Consider the following 23,841-nt stretch of genomic DNA (forward strand, 5'->3'; position numbering starts at 1 on the left):
TATCATTGTGTGTGTTAATTCAAAAATTAACAATTAAGGAACCTCTTAAAATTGTTAACAATTAACCATAGGTAATGCATTCGAGGTTATTTCATAATTAACTCGCATGCAACATATATTTTCAAAAAACTCTGTTTTCACACTGGAAAGCAAAATTTCTGAAAATCTTTAAAATTCTTAATATCAATAGCTTAAATATATAAATAGGCAACCACACAAATTGCACTTTGTTAACAATTTTCAATTTGTATTTTTTCGTGTATGGTGTGTTAAATTGTTAAAAAGGTTGGACTATAATGAAATATAAAAAAAATCTGGCAGTAACAGCACTGGCACTCGCCCTCACAGGGTGTAATCAACAAACTAATAGCGTGTCCGATCCCGTGGCAGCTGAAGCAACAAGCAGCTCGACCCTGTTGCACTTATTAGATGATGCCCAGCATACGGCTGACATGGCGGTTAAAATAAAAACCAGCGGTGCTCAGGTCACTAATAACGATAATATTTTAAATATTGCGTTTAATTCAGAGCAAAACCTTTATTCAGGAGTCACCTTTACTCCTGATACCCCATGGGATTGGAGCCAATTTAAAAATTTCAATATTGCCTTTGAACTTGCAAACCCAGGCCAACATTCAGTACAAATTTACTTAGATATCTCAGATATTGATGGTGCTAATTATACCCGCACAGTGAATGTACCTATCGATGGCTTTAATACTTATTATGCCAAACTTGATGGCCATGATTTAGCCACTCCTGATGGAGAAGAAAATGTAGAGCTTAACTTTACCTCAGGCTTACGCTCTAACCCTGCAACATGGCAATCCGATGAAACTCAGTTTATCTCTATGTGGGGCAAAAAGAATTTAAACCTAAAAGGGATCACTAAGATTTCTTTGAGTGTACAAAGCGCATTACATGATAAAGCATTACAGATAAAATCAATCGATTTACGTAGCAACCCTGAATTCGATACTGAATTTTTAACCCACATTGTTGATAAGTTTGGCCAAAATGCAAAACAAGACTTTGCCTACAAAATAGACTCTGAAGCCGAATTAATCGCAGATAAAAAACAAGAAGCGCAACAGCTTCTATCACAGCGTCCAGCAGATCGCTCACGCTTTGGTGGTTGGGCACAAGGACCAAAACTAGAGGGCACAGGCTACTTTAGAACAGCAAAACACAATGGTAAATGGTCGTTAGTCGACCCAGATGGTTACCTTTATTTGGCAACCGGTTTAGATATTATTCGTCTTGCCAACTCAACTACATTAACAGGTTATGACTTTGATCAGTCTCTCTTTAAAAGCGCCAATGAATCGGGCTTAACACCTGAAGATTCCAAAGGGTTAAACCGAGTTAACAAAGAAGCACTACCAAGTCGCTTTGTCGCATCACAAGTACGTAAAGATTTGTTTGAATGGTTACCAAGTTATGATGAGCCAATGGGTAAGCACTATGGTTACCGTAAAAGCGCTCATTCAGGTCCACTTGCGCACGGCGAAACCTACAGCTTTTATTCTGCCAACCTTGAACGTAAATACGGCCAAAATAATAGCGACTTTATGCAAAAGTGGCGCGAAGTTACTCTGCAACGCATGATAACGTGGGGCTTTACCTCGCTAGGTAACTGGACAGATCCAAGTTACTACGATAATCAACAAGTGCCCTACTTTGCTAATGGCTGGATCATCGGTGACTTTAAAACCGTTTCAAGTGGTAATGATTTTTGGGGAGCAATGCCTGACGTATTTGACCCCCATTTTGCAGAGCGTGCAGATATTACCGTAGAGAACGTCGCAAAAGAGGTTAAAAACTCACCTTGGGCAGTAGGCGTGTTTATTGATAACGAAAAAAGCTTTGGCCGCCCTGACTCTGTACAGAGCCATTATGGGATTGTGATCAACACGCTGGACAGAGACGCAGCAACAGTGCCGACAAAAGCTGAGTTTTCTCGCTTAATGAAGCAAAAATACACTGATATTAATCAACTCAATCAAGTGTGGCATTTAAATTTAGCCTCATGGGAGGAGTTTGATAAAGGCGTAAAAGTAGATGTTAAAAACAACGATCAACTTGCTGACTTTTCAATCATGTTAACCGCCTACGCCGACAAATACTTTAGTGTAGTTGATGCGGCAATGGATAAACATTTACCTAATCACTTGTATTTAGGCGCGCGTTTTCCTGATTGGGGCATGCCAATTGAAGTCGTTAGAGCATCAGCAAAGCATGTTGACGTGATCAGTTTTAATGCATACAAAGAAGGCATCAAGCCTAAAAAGTGGGAATTCTTAAGTGAATTTGATAAGCCGACTATTATTGGTGAATTCCATGTTGGCGCATTAGATTCTGGCTTGTTCCACCCAGGGCTTATTCATGCCGCTGATCAACAAGACCGCGCAAAAATGTACACTGACTATATGCGTTCAGTCTTTGACAACCCATACTTTATAGGCGCTCATTGGTTCCAATACATAGACTCGCCTATTACTGGCCGTGCTTATGATGGAGAGAACTATAACGTTGGTTTCATTACAGTCACAGATCGTCCTTATACTGAAATGGTTGAAGCAGCAAAAACTGTGAATAATGAAATGTACGAGCGACGATTTAAGGAATAAAGCTTAAATAGTGGTCTATTGTAATGTGTTGACAATAGACCATTCGCTTTTTTTTATATACACTAAGTAAAGAAAAACAAAGCATAAAATAAACGTAGGAAAAAATATGGCCGCAACTAAACCAACAAAAATTTTATCTGTAAAAGATCAAATAGCTGAACAGCTACGTTCAGATATTATTTCTGGTGAGATGCCCCCACAAACTAAATTGAATGAAAAAGAGTTAGCAGAACGTTTTGGCCTATCCCGTGGCCCTATTCGTGATGTTATATTGCAATTGACGAAAGAAGGTTTATTGATTTCACGAAATAACTGTGGTGCATCAGTAAACAGCGTACTTGATCCTAAACTGCAAAAGTTAATGATCAAACTACGCCGCAGCATTGAAGAATATGCGGTTACAGAGCTAAACGGCAATTTAACCGAGCAGAATATAGCGGACTTAGAAGATATTCTCACGGCACTGCAAGATGCACTAGAACGTGAAGACTATACAGAAGTAACTAAAATCGATATTTCGTTTCACCAATACTTAATTTACCAAGCTGGTGGCGAAGAGCTGGTTAATATTTGGTACCCTTACGTTATGCGTATGCGTTTAAATTACAAGCGCATAACCTCAAGCTCTGAATGCGTTAATGAACACCGCGCCATCCTTGAAGCATTAAAAGCGCAAGACAGTGCAACTGCAATTAAAGCTATTAAACACAATATCAAATAAAAAAATAAATTTTATGCTTAACAAAGCCGCTGTAAAACGGCTTTTTAGTTTTAAAGCTCACAAAACCCCTTTAAGTTATTATTCATAAAGATATTATGAGGCGGTGCGCTCAAGAGAAGACATTCAAAATATAAATAAGTGATAAGGCTGAAGTCAAACCGCTTTGCGCCAGTGGACGGTGGGAACGCTTGCCTAACCGGCGAAAAATAGCAGGCCGAAATGTTCTAGTTAACCCCTGCCAGACACTTTTCTAAAAGAATTTTCATACTCTACTGATGACTGAGCATTAATAGCTGAGTGCAGCCTTTGCTGATTGTAATATTTCATTTATTCAGTAACATCATTTTTCATGTGTTCACGAGTTGGCTGCCCCACTTTTAACAGCCAATCATGTTTCAAGCTGCCAAAGAACCTTTCAACAACAGCGTTATCCCAACGAGCCCCTACATCACCCATGCTTGCTCGCGTATCAAACTGCTGTAACAGGCTACGATATCGCTTACTCGTATACTGAGACCCCTGTCAGAATGAAACACCAAACCTTTAGCTGGTTTTATAGCGTGTTATTTTAAAACCTTCTTTGCGTAAGTTCTTGCATAACTCACGGTAATCTAAGCTTTCTACTTGTTTACAGCACTTTATTGAGCAGCCTGATAATCTTGAATCGCTGTTACCTTGGAACATTAAACAAGCTGGGTGTCGTTAGCTAGACGCTTACGTTTAAACAGCGCTTTGGCTCTGCGATAAAGATGCTGCTCTTTGGTCGTTATAAGCTTTGCTGGACGCGCCAGCCATGCGTAATCACTTGAGCTACTCACCTTCATAGCTGAGCATAATTTTATAACTCGAAAAGTTTGGCTATTTTCTTTGATGAACTGATACTTTACTTCATTTCTCTCGTAAAGAAGGCGCCTTTTTTAAGATCTCTTTCTCCATTTTGAGATCGCTGTTTTCTATTCTTAGCCGCTTTAGCTCTGCGCGCTCATCTTCATTTAACGAATTACCAGCTTGTTGCTCTTCAAATATAGCTTTCCAATTAAAAATAAGTTTGGTGGTGATCCTTAAAGAGGCTGCGGCCTCTGAAACTGAATAACCTTGCTCAGTAACTAAAGCAACTGCTTCTTGCTTAAATTCGGTTATATAAGTTTTGTTTTTTAGTTTTGTCATTTAACACCTCAATATTAGGACATTGTCCATTATTAAAGTGTCCGGCTCAATTAAACCAGTTCATCCATTTAAACGAAGTAATTAAATGGACATATATTTTTCATCACGAAGTCTCTGCTGTGCTTTTTAGCGGCAATTTGACGCGGTTGATTATGTAACTTACTAAAAATTTGCACAAAGCTTAAACGCACCAACACTTTGATTACTGAAAGAACACAAGAGCCCTCCCCACTGATACCCGACCGTTCCAGACTGTGAACGAACTTTAAACCAGTAGTAACTATCTTTTAGCTCTGCGGTTCGTTCTAAAAGAATGACTTTTTCTCCATATTTTAGAGATGTTATTTTAGGTGAGTCCATACTCGCTTCCGCTCGCACAATACCCCCATAAGACAACCCTTGAATATTTAGTTCTAGGGGCATCAGTGATCCAGCCTTTACATCATGATATTGGTTGCTTTTGTAACTTTGCAGCTCGGCCTGAAGCTGCTTTACATCAGATTTCAACTGTTTTATTTCTGCATCATTTGACGCACACCCTCCAAGAATTAAAGGTAAAACAATTACAAAATGTAGATATCTCATTCGTACTCCTCGATATTGCACTTTATCAGGTAACATTTTAAGATTTATACAGCAGCCAGTTAACATTGCAATATCACTTGTTGAACAAAGGCGATATCTGCTAGGTATGTCCAAGCTGGTACTGCGTATACTATGGACTTTAAACCTAAAGTCCATCAAACAAATTTAATCACTGCGCCTGTGACAAAAGCGCTAATATTGCTTAGCGTTTATTATTTGGATTATCACGGCATAATAACTCTGTAGGTTATTCATTCACTGCCACTAACCATGATTCTGACATCTCGAATAAGACCATACGGCCAAAACAAAGACTTCATAAAGCATAATTATTGACTTATCGCTTCGCTCAAAGCTAAGTAGCGTCAAACGTTTTGAACAGTAACCAAATGCTGATAGCCATTGCCTGCCAAGGCGTGCTCCATTATCTCAATGACCGCGCGACTGTTGGCATGAGGTATCACATCAGAATCTAACTTGTTGGTTAAAATTAGAGTTGAAATATGTTCTATTTCAAATTCAAAGCTTTCCCCCTTACTGCAAACTTCGATTTTTTGTTTCACGCCATTATGTATAATCTCTATAATTTGCGGATTCCACCACTTATCATGAATAATAATTTCTACACCTGTGCCTGATATCACAGCTTCATTAGATAAATTTCTGGTAATTGAGGCTGATAGATTACCTTGGATTTTGCCATTAAAAACAAAAGAGATCATTTCATCAACATCAGACTGTGCATTGTCTTGCGTTATATTTACTGAAGGCTTCTGAATAGGGATATTTAACTGGCGACAAATATCAACATACAACCATAAAGGATATACCCCAACATCTAGTGTAGCGCCCCCACATTGTTTAGGATCAAATAGGCGACTGGTATCATTAAATTCATTTTCAGTGCCAAATGAAGCATCGATTGAGGTGATCACAAGGTTCTGGGTTTTTATATATCTAATCATTTCACGATATGCTGGAAAAGCGACTGACTTCATTGCCTCGATCAATAAAAGGTTTTTACTCTTTGCTAAACTAACCATTTCATCCCAATCACTAACATTAGTGAATGCCGGCTTCTCAACACAAACATGTTTGTTATTTGCTAAAAATAAAGCGACTAATTCTTTATGACAAGAATGAATTGTTGCAACATACACAACATCTACATGCGGATCTGTTGCTAAGGACGTATAATCTCCGTAAGCAATCTGACAATTAAACTCATTAGCAAATTCATCCGCTTTATTTTGTGTACGTGCCGATACAGCATATAATTGGGCGTTCTGCACATTATTTACCAAATCAACGGCAAAACGTCGTGCAATTTTACCCAGCCCAGCAATTCCCCATCGTATTTTGTTGTTATTGTCCATATCCATACCTTTTACTTCATTTTAATCAGTGTTTAGACTATTTAAGCACACCACTTTAATAATTTTTGTATATGTCCTGTGGCGGCAATGATCATATAACAGGCTTGTAGATAACCCATTTCGTGTAATGACTTAAGTGCTTCTGTGCTAAGTTCGGCCAATGCCTGTTCATTAATCGCGTATAAACCAGTATAGGTTTGTTTTTCGCCATGTTGAGTAAAGCTCAGTTGTACGGCTTCTATCAACTCATGGTGTAACAAAGTATTGATAAATGCATTAGTGCGCTTATTCCCGTGCATCAGTGTCATTAATTGCTCACACACACTATTTAAGTAGGCGCTGGGCTCTCCCTGCTCATCAAAAATTCGCTCACCGGTGTCGTTGTTTACTCGCGGATGTTCCTCATCGATCAGAACAGCTAAATCGTTGTCTGTATCCTCTGTAAGCGAATTATCACGCAGGCCTAATTTAAACGGTTGGCGCTTAATGTGCAGCGGTATATGCTGTGCTCGCCATTTACCTTGATGTAAAAACAAGTTCTGTCCGGCTGTAAACCCCGTTAAGGCAAACAATTCAAACTGACCTGTTTGGGAGTTTTTCATAAAATACACAGGGTAATCTAACACCAGCTGCTTAAGCTCATCTGCCACAATCGGAATATAGTTAATATTATCGCCAAACCCATGCCCGACCGACGTATTTATAAATAGGTTTGCGTGTATTTTTTTGTCCAATAAAGTTGCTTTTGTCATCATATAGTTGCTCATTTAAACGCGCTAAATTGCCGCTAAACCAAACTGTTTTATTTGATCTAGTAATGTCCGGTTACCCGGTAATTTATTAACTAATAAGGCCGTATCTTTGGCATTTTTAATGACTAAATTGTGCGCTTTTTTAAGATAGTGTGGGTTATTACCATAATGTGTAGTCGCGGTTTTAAAGCCCATGCCATACAAAACATATTGGTAGCTTGCGGCGGGAAAAACCTCAACAGAATAGTCAAAATGACTGTCATTAGGGACATGTGTTTGCCAAATTGCAAGGCTATCTTGCAAACTTTGTGGAATACTTTGGGCGGCGCAATGTTGCAGCCAAAACTCGCTGTCGGTGCGTTTACTGAGCATATAATGCAATTTTAAAAAGTCGATAATTCGCTGCCAACGGTAGCTAAAGGTACGATTAAATCGCGCAGCTGTGATATCCATAACTTGCCGGTTTGCTGGTAATTGCTCGGCAATGAAGTTAGCTGATATTTCGACCAACAGCAATGCAGATGCTTCCAATGGCTCTAAAAATCCCGCCGATAACCCGACTGCAACACAGTTTTTATGCCAAAATTTTTCTCTATGGCCTGGCTCAAAAGTAATTTTTTTAACTGCGAGTGAAGTTCTATCTTGCTGGGCTATATTTAAATAGTCACACAACTGGTTTTTTGCCTCTTGCTCACTGATATGACGGCTGGAATACACATGCCCTACTCCACGGCGCGTTTGTAGGCCAATGTCCCAAATCCAACCAGCGCTTTGTGCAGTAGAAATAGTATGAGAGCTGATGGGTTGATTTTCATCATAAGGAACATGCACAGCCAGCGCGCTATCAGCAAACAATACATCTTTACATGATTTAAACCCAACTTTGAGATTATCACCCAGTAGTAATGATTTAAAACCGCTGCAATCAATAAATAGATCACCAGCCAACGTCGTGTTGTTGTCCAAACTCAATGAGGCTATATCACCATTTTTATGATTATTTACCGCTTCAATCGTACTGACTACATGCGTTACATTAAGTTTATTAACACAGTGGTTTTTTAAGAAGGTAGCAAATAGCCCTGCATCTAAATGATAGGCATAATTGGCAACAGCACTATATTGCGCGGTTGTAATTAATTTGGGTGCGAGATTATGTTCGCATAATGCCTGTTGGGGGCATACGTAATTGGCAAAGCTAGGTTGTAGTTGCCCATTTGGTTGCGTGTGTAAGTTAAGCCACGCAGAGGATAAATCTGTGTCATTAAAGCCTTGCGGCATCATCAGTGGATGGTAATAAAAGTCGTCTTCTTTACCTGTATGCCATTTTGCAAATTTTGCGCCTTGCTTAAACGACACATTACATTGGTTTATAAAATCGGCTTCATCAACGCCCATATTTTGTAATGTACGCCGCATGGTGGGCCAAGTCCCTTCTCCTACTCCCACCGTTGGGATATCTGATGATTCTACTAAGGTAATTTTATAATTAAGACTATGGTGTTTTTGTAAGTAAGCAGCGATGATCCCTGCACTCAACCAGCCTGCTGTTCCACCGCCAACAACCACAATTGATTGTAAGTGATTATTCATAGCAACCTCTTTATTGCTATAGAGCAAATCCAAAAAGAGCAAGGCCAGTAGCTGCCTTGCTCATAATTAACGATCAGTTACCACTTAGCAGTAAAACCTATGCTATAACGTGGGCCGTATTGCTCAGCAGAGATGAGTTGCTCACTAAAGCGACCATGACGACGAACAGTTTCATTAGTTAGATTCAGCGCATCAAAATTAATTGAATATGCCTCATTAATTGTATAATTGAAGTTAAAATCTAACTGACCGTATGCTTCAGTAAATGTTGGCTCTGTTCCTAATGAAAGTAAGAACTCGTCGCGCCAGTTATATGCAAGACGAACTTGAAAATCATCATTCTCATAAAAGCCTACCAAATTACCTGAGTCACTCAAGCCCGTCAGAGCAATCGTTTGATCAAAATTATAGGGTTCAAACTCTTCATCACTATTAACTAAGGTATAGTTAGCAACCACACCGAAGCCAGTATCTTCAATCATGTATTGACCGTTTAACTCCCAGCCATCAACTTCACGATTTTGCAGATTGTCAGGTTTAGAAATATCAAATATTACAACAGGATCAGAAGCCTGACTGAGACATGCAGGATTTGGTGTATCACTACTGTCAGGACATCCTGGACGAGGGTTAACACTTGGATCGCGAAGCGGCTCACCGTTTATATCATCTAATGTACCTTGTACTACACCAGCACCAATAAAGTTTTCAACAAACTTTTTAAAATAACCCACTGATGCGTAGCTACCATCATCACCATACCATTCAAACGAGAAGTCAAAGTTATCTGAGGTTATGGGTAATAAACTTGGATTCCCCTGCGAGGCTTTAAATGGCCCTTCTGGACGTGCATTAATCGTTGTAGATGGAAACATAGCACTGATGCTTGCTCGCGCTAATGTTCGGCTATATGAAAAACGTGCTTTGTAACCATTATCTAAATCAGCACTTAAATCAAAGTTAGGTAAAACACGGGTATATTTACCATCTAGCTCTTGCGAAGTAGCCTCTGAGGCAAAGAATGGGCGCAGTTCTTCTTCATGGCGATAATTAAGGGCAATAATTTCAGGTTTAACTGAATAACCTGTAACATCTGTACTTTCATAACGTACCCCCACATTCATATCGATAGGAATGTTATTAAATTCGGTGTTTACATCTAACGAAATATAAAATGCAAGAGTTTGCTCTTGAACACCATTGGTTGAAATATTTGGTTCTCTAAACAATCCTTCAGCTTTTACAATATCAACAAAATCTTGTGCGCTGTACCTTGGCATATATGGAAACAATTGGTCAGAGCCTGAAAACTCGTCAGCAAAGCCTGTCGCATCATCAAATGTCATGCCTAAATTATCTAATGGAATATCAACAAATGAAAATTGCTCAGACAAATAGGTATCAATCTGATAATCGGTATACATTGCGCCAAAATGAATTGCCGATATAGCCCCACTTTCTAAGTTTTCCCACATACCACTGGCATGAAACTGCTTGATATTGTTTTCCATTTCATAACCACGGCGCTGGTATAAATCAGATACAATATTTTCTTGCGCGTATGCACCGCCGGGTAAAGTCGAATCATCAATGGTTATACTAGGTACTTCGGTAGAGAAATTAGCCCCTATCATGGCAACTGAACCAGGAATGTTTTTCAGGTTGGCGATGGTTTCAGCCGTGTTACCATCAGGATTAGAATGTGATGTTGAATCGTGCGCGTCAAAACTTAATTTTAGTGAATCTGTTGCTTGCCAGGCTAAATTTAAACCAAAAGAATCGTTTTCTTTTTTCTCGTATAATTCCCATGCCCAAAAATTCAATTCATCGTTTGGATTAGTAATATCGATCAAAGTACCATTAGTATCTGCCGTACCACCAGGATTATCAAACCAAAATGCCATTTTATTGGTTTCACTAATCTCTTCAAATCGCGATAAGGTATAATCCAATGTTGCGGTCAATTTTTCTGATGGGGCAAACTGTAACACTAATTGCGCATTGTCACGGGTACGTTCAGTCTCAAAACGCTCCATTTCTGGTGTCCACGGCACCCAGTAAGTACCCGTAGGATTGACTGTAGTATCAATAGCGCTGCTATCAACCTGTGAAGGCTTTGCACGATTCTTTTCCCAACCTTGTGATGTACCCACACGTTCACGACCACTTTCACGCTCAGAATGTGAAACAGACAACAGCACACCAAACATATCATCTGCAAACGTTTGGCTGATCATACCTGAGACTTCGGGTGTTACACTTGATTTTTCAGAGCTGGTATCATTAATTGCTTTTACATTTGCAAACGCTTTAAATCCATCATAGTCAAACGGTTTGGCAGTGTTGATATCAATCGTGGCACCAATGCCACCAGATGCGACATTCGCTTTACCCGTTTTATAAACTGATACGCCTGAGACACTCTCTGCAGCAATCTCTCTAAAGTTAAAGCTACGTGAAACTCCTGCTTCTTGTATTACAGACGAGTTTGGCATTTGGCGACCATTTAGCGTCACTAAGTTAAAGCTTGGGCCAAAGCCACGCACTGTTACTTGGTTACCTTCGTTATTGGCTCTATCAATAGATACGCCGCTAATACGCTGTAATGATTCTGCTAAATTAGTATCTGGAAGTTTGCCTATGTCTTCAGCGGATATAGCATCAACTACACCTGATGAATCTTGCTTTATTGAAGCAGATTTACTCAATGCACTACGGATCCCCGTAACCTGAATAACTTCTACATCATTATTTACATCAGTTGTATTTTCTTGCTCTGCATAAGCCAGTGGTGTTGACACCAGCATAGCGATACAAATTGCGTTTAACTTAAATTTTGTATTTATCATTTTTACACCTAAATATTGTGTTTAGACGACGTTGCCAGTAATGATTTTATTTTGGGCCCCTCAATTGTTATCAAAATATTGTTAACAATTAACTTTAACAATAATGGAACACAGCTCAATAAGTCAAACGAAATTAAACAAAAAGTTTACAACTGCACTGTATAGGTGATTTAAAAATGGGGGAAGGTATTGGTAACTATATAAATTATAAGTGATTTTATTCTGTTGGGGAATCAAGCGAAAGCAATTGACTCGGTAAAGTCCCTCACCTGTTTAATTGTTTAGTAAAACAGTAATCTTGCTTGCAGTACTTTTAAGCTCTGCGACCATTGCTTGGGCATTCACTGCTGATGTTAATTCTGCATCAAAAGATGAAATAGTCAGTGCAGCTATCAGTTTTGCTTGCGGTTTACCTATCAGCACAGAAAAATCATCGACACCGGTGATCAAAGGGTTACTCTGTACAAGGTGGCCTTGTGTACAAATAACATCGAGTTCATGTTGCAACTGGCTTAGCGCTTTAGATTTTAACGTACTATAACTTGCATCATGTTCAATCAACATGCCACGAACTTGCTCGTTACTATTTGCTAATAATAATTGACCCGCCGTTGATTTACTTAACTTAAATAATGATCCTTCTGCAATGCTTAAGTGCATTGCACTGTGACTGCGAGCTTGTACCACCGTCATAGCTTGGCTTTGATACAGCATAGTTAAATAACATGACTGTCCCAAACTCACCGCTAAATCTTCCATATAAGGAATGGCGCATTGTCGCACTTGATCAATCGGCGAAATAGACCGAGATAAATTATAAAGCTTTAAAGATAAGCTATAACGCCCCGAAAATTCATCCCGTATTAAATAGCCCCGAGACTCTAAACCAACCAGCACTCGGTAAATTTCATTTGCACTACGACCAAGCCCAGCCGCTATTTCACTTTGAGAACAAGCACTGCCTTTAAAAACTAAAAACTCAAGTATATCGAGCCCTTTATCTAACGCAGGTACCGCGTATTTACTTTTTACTTTTGTGTTCATTCCCCACCCAACCGTGCAAAAACAAGGCAATTCGCCATATTCATATATGAATATAAAAATAATTTTTCTAGCTCATAATATTTGAATTTATGTAGAAACAATTAGTTAATCATCATCACCATTATTTATATATGAATATCATATTTTTATATAAATTCAAGCTTGACCACTTCACAAATCCAACTCATTATTGTCAACAATTTACAACAAGTAGTCATTTACAGGACACCTACTTATGAACAACAGACAACTCACACCACAACAAATTGCTGACTTTCATCGAGACGGCTACGTTATTGCAAAAGGCTATTACGACGAACAAGAAATTGCCCGCTTACAGCACACCGCCTTTAATGATGATTCGCTATACGAGCGAGCATGGCATAAAAAAGATGCCGATGGCGCAGTAAGTAAAGTGTGTTTGTGGCAAAAAACCGGTGATGATTTTTACAGTATGTTTTCTCGTGGCCGTCGTTTAGTTGATGTATGTGAAAAGCTTATTGGTGAAGAGGTGTACCATACAAGTACTAAAATAATGATGAAAGAACCTTTTGTTGGCGGCGCTTGGGAGTGGCATCAAGACTTTGGTTACTGGCATCGCGATAACTATATGCTTTACCCGAAAGCCATTAGCTGTATGGTGGCCATTAATAAAGCGACTATCGAAAATGGATGCTTACAAGTTTTAAAAGGCTCACATCATTTAGGCCGACTTGATCATAGTAAAACGGGGGATCAAAAAGGTGCCTGTTTAGAATTTGTTGAAGAAGCAATGAAATACCATGAGCTGGTCAATGTAGAGCTTGAACCTGGTGATGTTCTGTTTTTCCACTGTAATTTATTACATAAATCAAACCAAAACCGTGCTGCAGAGCCGCGTTGGTCAATGATCTGCGCATTTAACGCAATCACTAATCAATCATTTAAAGAAAACGAAGCTGTTTATTATCCATTAGAACCGGTTAACGACGATGCCATTTTGAATTGGAAACCGGCTTAACTGTTCATCCGTAATTCTAGCCAAACCAACTCATTGATTATTAGCCCTTTTCTTGAGTTGGTTTTTTTAATTTGGAAAAACCAATGCTTTGTAGCCTAACTGAAAAACAAAAACAGCAAATTGCGCACCCATTCCCTAAAAACGGCCAAGATCCCCATGGTAAAATGATTGGTCACGGCAAATTCAAATATAAAGTAGATGCGCATTGGGGCAAACTCGATCCTCAGCAGTACCCAATCGAAAACTGCCACGCCATGGTAATTGATGCACAAGGGCGTATTTTTATGATCACTGATAATACCCAAAATAATATTTTGGTGTATTCACAACAAGGTGAACTACTCGATGCTTTTGGCACACTCTTTCCTGGCGGCCATGCTTTAAAAATTGTCAAAGAAGGTGAGCAAGAATTCTTATATGTTGTAGACAGTGGCTGGATTGTTAATCGTCATTGGGATGGTCACAGCAAAGAGCAATGGGATAGCCCGACTAATAATGTCATTCCACAAGCCGGATTTATTGCGAAAATGACTTTAGATGGCAAGCTTGTTTACACCATTGGCCACCCGCAAACATACGGTGCTTATACGCCTGAGCAGCCCTTTCGCCCTACTGATATAGCCATAGCTCCAAATGGTGATTTATACGTTACTGATGGTTACGGCAGTGATTTTTTACTGCACTTTGATAAACACGGCCGGTATATCAAGCACTGGGGTGGGCATGATAACAGCGATACTAACTACAACTTACATAATACCCATGGCATCGAGGTTGACTTACGTGATGCCACCAACCCGACTTTAATTGTCAGTTCACGTTTTGAACAGTGCTTAAAAGTGTTTTCTTTACAAGGTGAATACCTTTCAAAAATAAGCGCGAGCGGCGCATATATTGGTGGGCCAGTTTTTAAAGGTGAACTATTTTACGCTCCGGTGTGTTGGTCGCATATTGACGAGCGTAATGCCGATGACTCTGGTTTTATCAGTATTTTTGATCAATCAAATAAAATAGTGGCTAACTTGGGTGCGCCACAACCTGTATATATAGAAGGCGAATTACAGCCAATGCAAACAGATTGGCAAATATTTAACCATGTACACTGTATTTGTGTTGATCAAGATGACAATCTTTATGTTGGCCAATGGAACTCGTCAAATAGTTATCCTATGAAGTTAATAAAACAGAATTAACGCAATAAAAGTGAACACGATCATTGTTTATTGTTAACAATGATCGTATGTTATCCATTCTAGTTTACAACAGGATCAAAACTATTATGACAACAACTAACACTTCACTGACTGTTAACTTAATCGCGCTCAGTTTAGCCTGTATTTTTGCCAATGGGTGTAGCGATACAGATAAAACACCTGTGCAAGAGCGCGCAGCTAACACCCCAGTGGATCCTTTCTATCAAGCTGAAACATTAACTAAACTGGTTGATTTTTCAAATCAACAACAGCAAAGCTGGTTTTTCGATAAGTACACATCGCACCAATTCATTGAGTCTGCAAATAGTAATAAGTTAGCGTTAAGTTTTTCTGCAAAGGGAAATATTTCTGAACTAAAAATAGCCCCACCCAGTCCTTGGGATTTATCATCGTTTAATAACTATAACGTGGCTTTTGACGTTGAAAATACCAGCGCCAGCTCTGTACACGTTTACCTCTCAATAGAAAATCCAGAAGGGCAACTACAAAGCCGCTCGGTTAGTTTACCGGCGAATTACTCAGGTACTGTCTATTTTCCTTTAGATGGTAAAGAAGCCCAAACCAATACTGGTATGTGGGGAGATGCACCACCTTGGCAAACAAATGATCGATTAATGGTGTGGCGCTCTTGGCGTGATGATGGCGGAGACTTCACAAAGATTAGTGCAATGAACCTCTTCACTATCGGTGTGTTAGAAGATAAGTCAATATTAATTGGTGATATCAAACTGAGAAAAAACCCACCATCCGATCCCAATTGGATGGTCAATATACTTGATAAATATGGTCAATACACAAAACAAACCAATGCGTTAACTATCACCTCAGATGAGCAGCTTAAACGTTTGGCTGATATTGAATTAGCTGAACTTGCAAAATCCAAAGGCATGAGCGACCGCTCTCGATTTGGTGGTTATGCCAAAGGCCCTAAATTAGAGGCCACAGGCTATTTTAGAACTGAAAAAGTAGACGGTAAATGGTGGATGGTTGACCCTGAAGGCTACTTATTTTTCTCCCATGGTCCGGCCAATGTGCGCATGGCTAATCTTACCACTATTACCGGCGTAGACTTCAAAGATGATTCGGTCCGCAATCGCAGTAGCGATGAGATCACCCCTGAAGATTCAATGGGGATCATTAAAGTCTCAGATGACGCTCGCCAAAGCCGCTTTATTACCTCTGAGCTTCGTCATAATATGTTTCAATGGCTGCCCGATTACAATGAGCCACTTAGCGAGCACTACAGTTACCGACGTTCAACACATAAAGGGCCTGTTGCACATGGCGAAACATATAGTTTTTACCGTGCAAACTTACAACGTCGCTATGGTGAAACATCACCTAAATCATATTTAGATAAATGGCATGAGGTAACACTAGACCGCATGAAGGATTGGGGTTTTACATCATTTGGCAACTGGGTCGATCCGGCTTTTTACGATAAAGAATCAGTGCCCTATTTTGCCAATGGTTGGATTATCGGCGACTTTAAAACACTCTCTGGACATACTAATCACTGGGGACTGATGCCCGATTTTTATGATCCTGAATTTAAAAAACGCGCAGAAATTACCATTGATGCTATAGCTAAAAGCATTAAATCTTCACCTTGGTGTATAGGTATATTTATCGATAACGAAAAAAGTTGGGGCGAACGTGAAGGCAGCGTAGAAAAACGCTACGGGATCATACTCGATGCCCTATCAAAAGATGCAGAGCAAAGCCCAGCTAAACACGCATTTGCAACACACCTTAAACAAAAGTACACCTCAATAAATGCACTAAATAAAGCATGGCAAAGCGATATTTCAAGTTGGGATGAACTTAATAATGGCGTTACGTTTACTACCTACACTGACGCACATATAGCCGACATATCGAAAATGTTAGAAATGCTAGGCGAACAATACTTTAAAGTAGTCAATGGTACATTAGCTAAAAAGCTTCCTAATCATTTATACATGGGTGCTCGCATGGCTAACTGGGGCATGCCAGATGAAATTATTAAAGCGTCGGTAAAATACTCGGATGTATTGAGCTTTAATATTTACGAGGAAGGTATGCAAGATCATTACTGGCAATTTTTAGAAGACGTTGATCTACCAGTTGTAATTGGCGAATTCCATATTGGTACAGCTACCGACTCAGGCTTGTTTAACCCAGGTATTGTTCACGCTGCAAATCAAACAGACCGTGCTGCTATGTATAAAAATTACATGCAAAGCGTACTCGAAAAACCGTACATGGTTGGCGCTCATTGGTTCCAATATGTTGATGAACCAGTATCTGGGCGGGCATTTGATGGTGAAAATGCCAATATAGGCTTTGTTACCACCACTGACATCCCCTACCCTGAAATGATCGAAGCAGTAATAGACGTTACCTCCACCATGTACGAAAAGCGCTATAGTAAATAAAAGTTTACCAAATAAGATAAAGCTTTATTTCATTTATAAGCTTTATCTTATTACTCATAAATATAGGCTGATTCATAGCTCAACAAGTTTTATGAGAAACTTATGGATGTAGGTAATTTAAAGTTCTTCAGCTTAATCATGCCCAATAGGAAACATTCATCGCCGCTAACATGCTCAGCTTTTATACCCAAAACCTTGCAAGCAATAAGGTACCTTCGGCACAACGATTCATTACCAACGATAAAGAGAAAGTCTTTACTCACTGCTTGTAACTCATTCCCAATCAGCAGGCCTGATAAGTAGCTTTCAACATGTTCAGGGTTAATTGTATTAAAAAGCATATGAGTTCTTGCGCGAAATAAAACGTGAGTTAATTGATTTGTTACCCCTTCGGCTACTCCCAACCTAAATGAGTGCTCATTAAATACTTGATCTGGTAGCTTCTTTCCCAATATTGTATGCTGGCTTATAACAGCAAATAACTCTCCAGTCATAAAGGATGAAAGGCTACAGATTTCATTATTAATAACACTGACATGCTTACTATGTGTTCCTGGGAGTATTGCCTTAAAACTATTACGATTACACTTATCCATCAGTCCAAAAACTTGGACTTCCTCACCACGCATAACATCATTATAATTCTGTTCATGGGCTGTATGTAATATTCCTGGGATAATTGCAGCAGTTGCAAGCCAGGGTAAATTGAATTTAAAACACCCATTTGCCAATTTAGTCTTATCAACTGGCGTTTCAACATAGTCTACGTTATGCCAACCATTAAATGAACCGACCATACCAGCCATAAAAATTGGGACTTGTTGATAGCAAGGAACCCATAATTTTAAAACACTCTCTAATGCCGTAGGGAAATCTTTGCCCTCAATTTTTAATAATCCCATTTCAGACTCTTTTTTAGCCAAGAGCTTATCATTATGATCCATTAAAAAAATTCGAAAATTACTACTCCCCCAATCAACGATACAATAACTAATTTTATCAACACCACTATCCATAATATCACACGCCCGATTTAAAGTTTATTTATGAATGCCTTGACCAATACTTTCCACTATTAGCTATGTGTTTTCGTAAAATTGACAAAGACAGTTCTAGATCCCTATTTTCAATAGCAGATAAAATTTCTCTATGCTCGATTAGACTCTGTTGAATCCGCGCTTCACTAATTGGTAAGTTTACATGCATAATTTGCAGTACCATTCTTTTTTGTCGCCATAACTCAACAGCACTTTTGTTATAATGCTGCTTATACATAGCCCAATGAAAGTGGGTATCTAAATTACGATAACCAATATGGTCACCTTCGCGGACATTTTCCATTCTAGAAAGGATATCTTGAAGCATTTGTAGCTGATCTTTTGAATGTTCAAAAACAAACCACTCTATAAGATACGGATCTAATAGCTGTAATATTTCAAAAACATCGCGCATCGCATTGTGTTCAAACTTTGTAACTCTAGCCCCACTATTTTGGTTAACAGTTACAAAGCCTTCTCCCTGTAATTTCTTTAAAGCTTCGCGAATTGGATTGACACTCGTCCTATACCTTTTTGATAGCTGAGTTGTTACTAACCTATCCCCTGCGCTAAAAAAGCCATCAGCTATATCCTTAATAATTAAAGTGTAAATTGATTCATCATCGAGCAATAAAGGTGACAATAAACCTTGGTTTTCAACTATTGACATATTTTGCGTACTTAAACTGTTAAATAAAACGACATTCTAACAAAATTGTCGGTTAAACAATCAATAATTTTATCACCCTTTATAAAGAATTAAATACCTTCCAAACCACCATAATACACAAAAACTAAAAACAACAACACCAAATACAATATATCATGGTTAATAATAGGTGAATTATGTGCAATATTCATGTGAATTAATTATCGAACATTTTTTACACACTACAATAATGAGGAATTATGAAAAATAATGATAAAAACATAAAAAGTACCAAAATAGCTTCAGCTGTTACGCTTGCAATTTTAAGCTTAACATCGACTTTTTACGCTTTAGCTGAAGAAGCTCAAGAGACTGAGGTGATTGAAGTCATGGGTATCCGAGGCGCCTTAGCTAGTTCAGCTAATATAAAAAGAGAGTCAAGTGATGTTGTGGATGCGATCACAGCAGAAGATATTGGAAAATTTCCCGATACGAATTTGGCTGAATCACTGCAACGGATTACAGGCGTATCCATAGACAGATCGAAGAATGAAGGAAACCAAGTATCTGTTAGAGGTTTTGGCCCATCTTTCAATCTAGTAACGCTCAATAACAGACAAATGCCAACATCTTCAACCCTACTAGAAAACTGAATTAACAGGAGTTTCAACTTTATAGAAATAGCCACAGAAAGTTTATCTGAAGTTGAAGTATTTAAAACAAGTAAAGCTCATGTCCCTTCAGGTGGAATAGGCGCAACAATTAACATAAAAACAGCTAAGCCATTTAATTATGATGATTTCAAAGCAGGTACAATGGGATATAAATGCAGTTATGATATATCTGACGCTGTTTCCTTATTTGTTGAAGCAATAAACATCACAGAAGAAACAACAAGACAACATGGCCGATTCGAGGATCAATTATTAAGTTATGACCAATATGGTGCACGTTACAATGTTGGCGTAACAATTAAATTTTAACTTTACCTAAGCGTATAAAGTTTATCCAACAAACAGAAAACAGATTCGTTTACATGATTCGGTTTTTCAGCTACTAAATGCTTTACTTCAGTAGTTGCTTTCCATCACATAGGCTTCGCTAGTATAAGTTGACCACTACAAAGGTAACCTTATTAATTCATTTTGTACAAATATACCTCTTAGATTTAGTGATGAAAATTCCGGCAAACTGTTAATATCAGAATTAATGGGAACAGTGAAAGGAAGGAAGTGTTCAAAAATCTTTGCCATTTAATTATGAAATACTACTGAAAAATGCCCATACGCAATTGGAGACTTTGTTTATCTGAGCTAGCAATTTATTTTAAAGGGCGTTTAAATATCACCTTCGGTCTTTAAATTTTAAGCTGAGGCGACAACTAACTTGAAAAACTCCGATTAGAAAGCAAGCGCAGTTAACACTGGGTTTAAACTACGCCTCTCTTATTAAGTTACTAATTAAAGCCACTTACTTTTAGAATATGAGTCTTAATAGTCTTTACTGAATTTTAGGTAATTTACTTACATACAGCTGAGCTAGTTCTATAAGTGATTTTTGTTCTTCGGTTGTGTTAACTGCTTTACTGAGATCATTACCTACTCCAACTCCTATTGCCCCTGCGGTAAACCAATCTTCAATATTATTAATGTTAACCCCTCCAACAGGAATGAGCGAAGTGCTCGAAAAAGGCCCTGATAGATCTTTAAAGTATTTAATACCTAATGAACCTGCTGGAAATAATTTAATGAAGTCCGCGTCAAACTTTATGCAGTTTGCAATATCCGTTGGAGTCAAAGCTCCCATTAGCACTGGAATATTATTCGCATGTGCAATTTGAATAACCTCCTTGTCTGTATTTGGGGTTACTAAAAATTGGGCACCGGCTGCAATTGATTCAATTGCTAGCTCTGCACTTATAATAGTGCCTGCCCCAATCAGGATTTGTGGATACTTTGCTCTGGCGTGACTAATTTCTTCCAGATAACCAGGCGTATTTGATGTAATTTCAAGTGTCTTGATTCCACCTGTTACTAAACATTCTATAACATTCGAGACATCAGATTGTTGACTGAACCGAAGAATCGCAATAATCTGATTTCTCTTTATTTTATCTGATATTTCGGCTCGGTTATTATTTAATTTTTTATTCATTTTACCACCTAAAAAGTTGTGTAAATTTCAAAGCTAATGGCAATTGCAGTCTCAACTGTTGTCTATTTTTTCAATTTTTCCTACTAGAAACAGATAAGAACAAGATCCCAATACAGCGAGTCCAGCAATAAATACCAGCGCAGGTTTAAAATCACCATCATTGACAAGTACACCAATAATAACTGGAATCAAAACAGCAGAAAGCCCTCCTATTGCATTGAAGCAACCACCCACTAAACCAACCAAATTTCTTGGTGCAAGTAATGATACAAAAACCCATGCGATCGAAGCTAAGCCATTCCCAAAAAAAGCTATAGATAAAAAAGTGATCACCCAGAATGTATCAGCAGTATAATTAGCACCAATAATGCAAGTTGTTAAAAGCATACCTACAACAATAGGTGCTTTTCGAGATAACTCTTTAGAAACTCCTCTCTTTACTAAATAATCAGATGTAAAACCTGAAGCTATCACTCCACAAAAAGCAGCTAAAAAAGGAATCGATGCCAAAAATCCTGATTTAATGAAGTCTAGTCCTCTGAATTCAACAAGGTATGTTGGAAACCAAGTTAAAAAGAAAATAAGCGTCCCACCTAAACAAAACTGACCAATATAAATCCCCCATAATTTCTTATTTGTGAAAACAGATATGAAATCAGCTCTTGTGTACTTTTGTTTCGTCTCTCCTTTTTCAATGCTTTGTTCGCCTTCTACAAGCTCCAATTCAGCTGTATTGATAGAGTTATGCTCATGTGGGTCGCGATAAAAAAAGTACCAAACGATAGCCCATAAAATTCCTATTAACCCAGAAATTATAAATAACCCTCTCCAACCAAAATGGTCTTGTATGATAGCTAGTGCAGGCATCAGAAATGCTAACCCAATAAATTGTCCAGATGTATATATTGCAATAGCTGATGCCCTTTCATTCTCAGGAAACCACTTAGTTACAATTTTATTGTTACAAGGGTATGAAGGTGCCTCGAAAACTCCGATCACCATTCGGCAACCTATTAATGCTGCAAATGATGAAACTAGTCCCTGCACCAAAGTTGCTAATGACCAAGCAATTAGAATAAAGGGATATAGAATACGTGTTTTAACTAAATCGACAGCAATCCCACCAGGAATTTGTAAAATAGAATAAGTCCAACCAAAAGCTGAAAATAATAGCCCCATTTGAACCGAGCTTAAACTTAATTCGTTAGAAAGTGCAGCAGCTGCAACCGATAAATTCGTCCTATCCATATAATTAATAACGACACTAATAAAAATTAGGATTAAAATCTGAAACCTTTTCTTTGTTGGTTTAGTTAGTGTATTTTTCGATCCCGTAGACTGATTAGTAATTGACATATAATTCCCTCGTTGATTTTTACCAATTTGTATAAGAACCATCACTCTTATGTAAGCGTGGTGGTTCCCAAAACTTGAATTTAAGGTTTTTAACTAAGTCTTCATTAACGTCAATCCCCAAACCAGGACTGTCTAAAACTTCGAAAGAATTATCTTTAACTATAGGACGACCAATAAAATATTTATCATAATCAGTCATGCTCCCATCATAAGGGGGTAACTCTAACCATGTCAGGTTGTTGATGGCTGAACAATAATGTATTGATGCAGCAGCACATATAGGACTTAATGGATTATGAGGCATCATATCTATATAGTGAGTTTCACACATTCCTGCGATCTTCATTCCTTCAGTAAACCCCCCAGCATTACAGATATCAATACGTGCGAAGTTAGCTAATCCACTCTCGGTAAAAGGTGCAAAGTCCCACTTACTAGTAAACTCCTCACCTATAGCGAAAGGGACATCACACATACTTCTTAAAGTTTGATAGGCTGAAAGTGACTGGTCTCTTATGGGTTCTTCAATAAAATCCAAAACCCCTTTTGGCATACGCTGTATAAAAGACACTGTTTCAGGAACAGATAAACGATGGTGGTAGTCAATACCAAACGTTATTTCACTGCCTAACACCTCACGTGCTTTCGTTAGCCACTTGGATGTTTCAATAATTGATTGCCTAGGTTCAAACAGTTCAGAAGATTTTGTATTACCATGGACACCTGTAGTCGCCCTTATAGCGTTCCAGCCTTGCTCTTTGAGTTGTAGAACCTCATCTATAAATGTAGGCCCCATTGGCTTCACTGCTGTCGCAAATAGTGGGATTCTAACTCGCTGTTTGCCACCTAATAATTGGTGCACTGGTATATTCAAACTTTTTGCGACCAAATCATGTAATGCAATATCTATTGCAGATATTGCTGCGGCTAGAACCCGCCCACCTTCAAAATATTGGCTACGATACATTTCTTGCCAAATGGCTCCTATACAAACAGGGTTTTTACCTATTAGAAATTGTTTAAAATGCTCTATAGCCCCTATTACCGCTTTTTCTCTGCCTGATAAACCTGATTCGCCCCAACCATAAAAACCCTCATCAGTTTCGACCTTAACGATACAAACATTCCTAAAGCCTGCCCAAAAACCATATGCTTTAATATTTATAATTTTCATGTAACACCTATGTGATTTTATAAAGTCAAATATTGATGAAAATAAATCTGCGCAAATAATATTTAACATAACAACAACCATATTGCACACAATAATATAAAAATTAAACATTTTATACATTTA

General features: G+C 38.4%; 18 protein-coding genes and 1 pseudogene. 6 read left to right on the forward strand and 13 right to left on the reverse strand.

The window, feature by feature from the left end:
* Positions 1-296: 296 nt before the first annotated feature.
* Both QUE46_RS09325 and QUE46_RS09330 read left to right on the forward strand, forming a co-directional pair.
* Positions 297-2,630, forward strand: coding sequence for a beta-galactosidase (locus tag QUE46_RS09325; protein WP_286244550.1), 2,334 nt, complete (start codon positions 297-299; stop codon positions 2,628-2,630).
* Positions 2,631-2,736: 106 nt separating this feature from the next.
* Complete coding sequence (locus tag QUE46_RS09330; RefSeq protein WP_016709239.1) at positions 2,737-3,351, forward strand: GntR family transcriptional regulator; 615 nt, start codon at positions 2,737-2,739, stop codon at positions 3,349-3,351.
* A gap of 683 nt (positions 3,352-4,034) precedes the next feature.
* On the opposite strand, the gene QUE46_RS20290 is transcribed toward QUE46_RS09330, so the two are convergent.
* The 8 genes from QUE46_RS20290 to QUE46_RS09365 all read right to left on the reverse strand — a co-directional run bounded on the left by QUE46_RS20290 (position 4,035) and on the right by QUE46_RS09365 (position 12,717).
* Positions 4,035-4,175, reverse strand: a complete 141-nt coding sequence (locus QUE46_RS20290; RefSeq protein ID WP_374761381.1) for a hypothetical protein — start codon at positions 4,173-4,175, stop codon at positions 4,035-4,037.
* A gap of 64 nt (positions 4,176-4,239) precedes the next feature.
* Positions 4,240-4,518, reverse strand: a complete 279-nt coding sequence (locus tag QUE46_RS20295; RefSeq protein WP_374761382.1) for a transposase — start codon at positions 4,516-4,518, stop codon at positions 4,240-4,242.
* Between the two features lie 162 nt (positions 4,519-4,680).
* On the reverse strand, positions 4,681-5,103 hold the full coding sequence (locus tag QUE46_RS09340; RefSeq protein WP_286244551.1) for an SH3 domain-containing protein: 423 nt from the start codon (positions 5,101-5,103) through the stop codon (positions 4,681-4,683).
* A gap of 365 nt (positions 5,104-5,468) precedes the next feature.
* On the reverse strand, positions 5,469-6,479 hold the full coding sequence (locus QUE46_RS09345) for a Gfo/Idh/MocA family protein (RefSeq protein ID WP_286244552.1): 1,011 nt from the start codon (positions 6,477-6,479) through the stop codon (positions 5,469-5,471).
* A gap of 41 nt (positions 6,480-6,520) precedes the next feature.
* A complete protein-coding gene (locus QUE46_RS09350) occupies positions 6,521-7,234 on the reverse strand; it encodes a SapC family protein (protein WP_286244553.1) in 714 nt (237 codons plus the stop codon).
* A 21-nt stretch (positions 7,235-7,255) separates the two neighbouring features.
* The gene (locus QUE46_RS09355; protein WP_286244554.1) at positions 7,256-8,824 is read right to left on the reverse strand and encodes a tryptophan halogenase family protein; all 1,569 of its coding nucleotides are present in this window, start codon (positions 8,822-8,824) and stop codon (positions 7,256-7,258) included.
* A 77-nt stretch (positions 8,825-8,901) separates the two neighbouring features.
* Positions 8,902-11,673, reverse strand: coding sequence for a TonB-dependent receptor (locus tag QUE46_RS09360; RefSeq protein WP_055014345.1), 2,772 nt, complete (start codon positions 11,671-11,673; stop codon positions 8,902-8,904).
* Positions 11,674-11,946: 273 nt separating this feature from the next.
* On the reverse strand, positions 11,947-12,717 hold the full coding sequence (locus QUE46_RS09365; RefSeq protein WP_286244555.1) for an IclR family transcriptional regulator: 771 nt from the start codon (positions 12,715-12,717) through the stop codon (positions 11,947-11,949).
* Positions 12,718-12,952: 235 nt separating this feature from the next.
* On the opposite strand from QUE46_RS09365, the gene QUE46_RS09370 reads away from it, so the two are divergent.
* The 3 genes from QUE46_RS09370 to QUE46_RS09380 all read left to right on the forward strand — a co-directional run bounded on the left by QUE46_RS09370 (position 12,953) and on the right by QUE46_RS09380 (position 17,348).
* The gene (locus tag QUE46_RS09370) at positions 12,953-13,717 is read left to right on the forward strand and encodes a phytanoyl-CoA dioxygenase family protein (protein ID WP_138554832.1); all 765 of its coding nucleotides are present in this window, start codon (positions 12,953-12,955) and stop codon (positions 13,715-13,717) included.
* Between the two features lie 83 nt (positions 13,718-13,800).
* Positions 13,801-14,910 carry a 6-bladed beta-propeller gene (locus QUE46_RS09375; RefSeq protein WP_286244556.1) on the forward strand — a complete coding sequence of 370 codons (1,110 nt, stop codon included), beginning with the start codon at positions 13,801-13,803 and terminating at the stop codon, positions 14,908-14,910.
* A gap of 86 nt (positions 14,911-14,996) precedes the next feature.
* Positions 14,997-17,348, forward strand: a complete 2,352-nt coding sequence (locus QUE46_RS09380) for a beta-galactosidase (RefSeq protein WP_286244557.1) — start codon at positions 14,997-14,999, stop codon at positions 17,346-17,348.
* Positions 17,349-17,437: 89 nt separating this feature from the next.
* Here the strand turns inward: QUE46_RS09380 and QUE46_RS09385 are convergent, their stop codons facing one another.
* Both QUE46_RS09385 and QUE46_RS09390 read right to left on the reverse strand, forming a co-directional pair.
* Positions 17,438-18,364 (reverse strand): 2-dehydro-3-deoxygalactonokinase, encoded by a 927-nt coding sequence (locus QUE46_RS09385; protein WP_286244558.1) that lies wholly within the window; start codon positions 18,362-18,364, stop codon positions 17,438-17,440.
* A gap of 28 nt (positions 18,365-18,392) precedes the next feature.
* Positions 18,393-19,055, reverse strand: coding sequence for a GntR family transcriptional regulator (locus tag QUE46_RS09390; RefSeq protein ID WP_286244559.1), 663 nt, complete (start codon positions 19,053-19,055; stop codon positions 18,393-18,395).
* A 239-nt stretch (positions 19,056-19,294) separates the two neighbouring features.
* Between QUE46_RS09390 and QUE46_RS09395 the strand changes: the two are divergent.
* A pseudogene (locus QUE46_RS09395) lies at positions 19,295-19,843 on the forward strand (TonB-dependent receptor plug domain-containing protein); the annotation flags it as partial.
* Between the two features lie 691 nt (positions 19,844-20,534).
* Here QUE46_RS09395 and QUE46_RS09400 read toward each other — a convergent pair.
* The 3 genes from QUE46_RS09400 to QUE46_RS09410 all read right to left on the reverse strand — a co-directional run bounded on the left by QUE46_RS09400 (position 20,535) and on the right by QUE46_RS09410 (position 23,718).
* Positions 20,535-21,188, reverse strand: coding sequence for a bifunctional 4-hydroxy-2-oxoglutarate aldolase/2-dehydro-3-deoxy-phosphogluconate aldolase (locus tag QUE46_RS09400; protein ID WP_286244560.1), 654 nt, complete (start codon positions 21,186-21,188; stop codon positions 20,535-20,537).
* A gap of 51 nt (positions 21,189-21,239) precedes the next feature.
* Complete coding sequence (locus QUE46_RS09405) at positions 21,240-22,436, reverse strand: MFS transporter (protein ID WP_374761403.1); 1,197 nt, start codon at positions 22,434-22,436, stop codon at positions 21,240-21,242.
* 127 nt (positions 22,437-22,563) lie between these two features.
* Complete coding sequence (locus tag QUE46_RS09410; protein WP_286244562.1) at positions 22,564-23,718, reverse strand: mandelate racemase/muconate lactonizing enzyme family protein; 1,155 nt, start codon at positions 23,716-23,718, stop codon at positions 22,564-22,566.
* Between the last annotated feature and the right edge of the window lie 123 nt (positions 23,719-23,841).

The organism is Pseudoalteromonas sp. MM1 (genome assembly GCF_030296835.1).
Taxonomy (GTDB): Bacteria; Pseudomonadota; Gammaproteobacteria; order Enterobacterales; family Alteromonadaceae; genus Pseudoalteromonas.

Bases quoted from the DNA above. Each gene is read 5' to 3' on its own strand.
- QUE46_RS09325 (WP_286244550.1), top strand. From the start codon at position 297: ATGAAATATAAAAAAAATCTGGCAGTAACAGCACTGGCACTCGCCCTC.
- QUE46_RS09330 (WP_016709239.1), top strand. From the start codon at position 2,737: ATGGCCGCAACTAAACCAACAAAAATTTTATCTGTAAAAGATCAAATA.
- QUE46_RS20290 (WP_374761381.1), bottom strand. From the start codon at position 4,175: ATGAAGGTGAGTAGCTCAAGTGATTACGCATGGCTGGCGCGTCCAGCA.
- QUE46_RS20295 (WP_374761382.1), bottom strand. From the start codon at position 4,518: ATGACAAAACTAAAAAACAAAACTTATATAACCGAATTTAAGCAAGAA.
- QUE46_RS09340 (WP_286244551.1), bottom strand. From the start codon at position 5,103: ATGAGATATCTACATTTTGTAATTGTTTTACCTTTAATTCTTGGAGGG.
- QUE46_RS09345 (WP_286244552.1), bottom strand. From the start codon at position 6,479: ATGGACAATAACAACAAAATACGATGGGGAATTGCTGGGCTGGGTAAA.
- QUE46_RS09350 (WP_286244553.1), bottom strand. From the start codon at position 7,234: ATGATGACAAAAGCAACTTTATTGGACAAAAAAATACACGCAAACCTA.
- QUE46_RS09355 (WP_286244554.1), bottom strand. From the start codon at position 8,824: ATGAATAATCACTTACAATCAATTGTGGTTGTTGGCGGTGGAACAGCA.
- QUE46_RS09360 (WP_055014345.1), bottom strand. From the start codon at position 11,673: ATGATAAATACAAAATTTAAGTTAAACGCAATTTGTATCGCTATGCTG.
- QUE46_RS09365 (WP_286244555.1), bottom strand. From the start codon at position 12,717: ATGAACACAAAAGTAAAAAGTAAATACGCGGTACCTGCGTTAGATAAA.
- QUE46_RS09370 (WP_138554832.1), top strand. From the start codon at position 12,953: ATGAACAACAGACAACTCACACCACAACAAATTGCTGACTTTCATCGA.
- QUE46_RS09375 (WP_286244556.1), top strand. From the start codon at position 13,801: ATGCTTTGTAGCCTAACTGAAAAACAAAAACAGCAAATTGCGCACCCA.
- QUE46_RS09380 (WP_286244557.1), top strand. From the start codon at position 14,997: ATGACAACAACTAACACTTCACTGACTGTTAACTTAATCGCGCTCAGT.
- QUE46_RS09385 (WP_286244558.1), bottom strand. From the start codon at position 18,364: ATGGATAGTGGTGTTGATAAAATTAGTTATTGTATCGTTGATTGGGGG.
- QUE46_RS09390 (WP_286244559.1), bottom strand. From the start codon at position 19,055: ATGTCAATAGTTGAAAACCAAGGTTTATTGTCACCTTTATTGCTCGAT.
- QUE46_RS09400 (WP_286244560.1), bottom strand. From the start codon at position 21,188: ATGAATAAAAAATTAAATAATAACCGAGCCGAAATATCAGATAAAATA.
- QUE46_RS09405 (WP_374761403.1), bottom strand. From the start codon at position 22,436: ATGGATAGGACGAATTTATCGGTTGCAGCTGCTGCACTTTCTAACGAA.
- QUE46_RS09410 (WP_286244562.1), bottom strand. From the start codon at position 23,718: ATGAAAATTATAAATATTAAAGCATATGGTTTTTGGGCAGGCTTTAGG.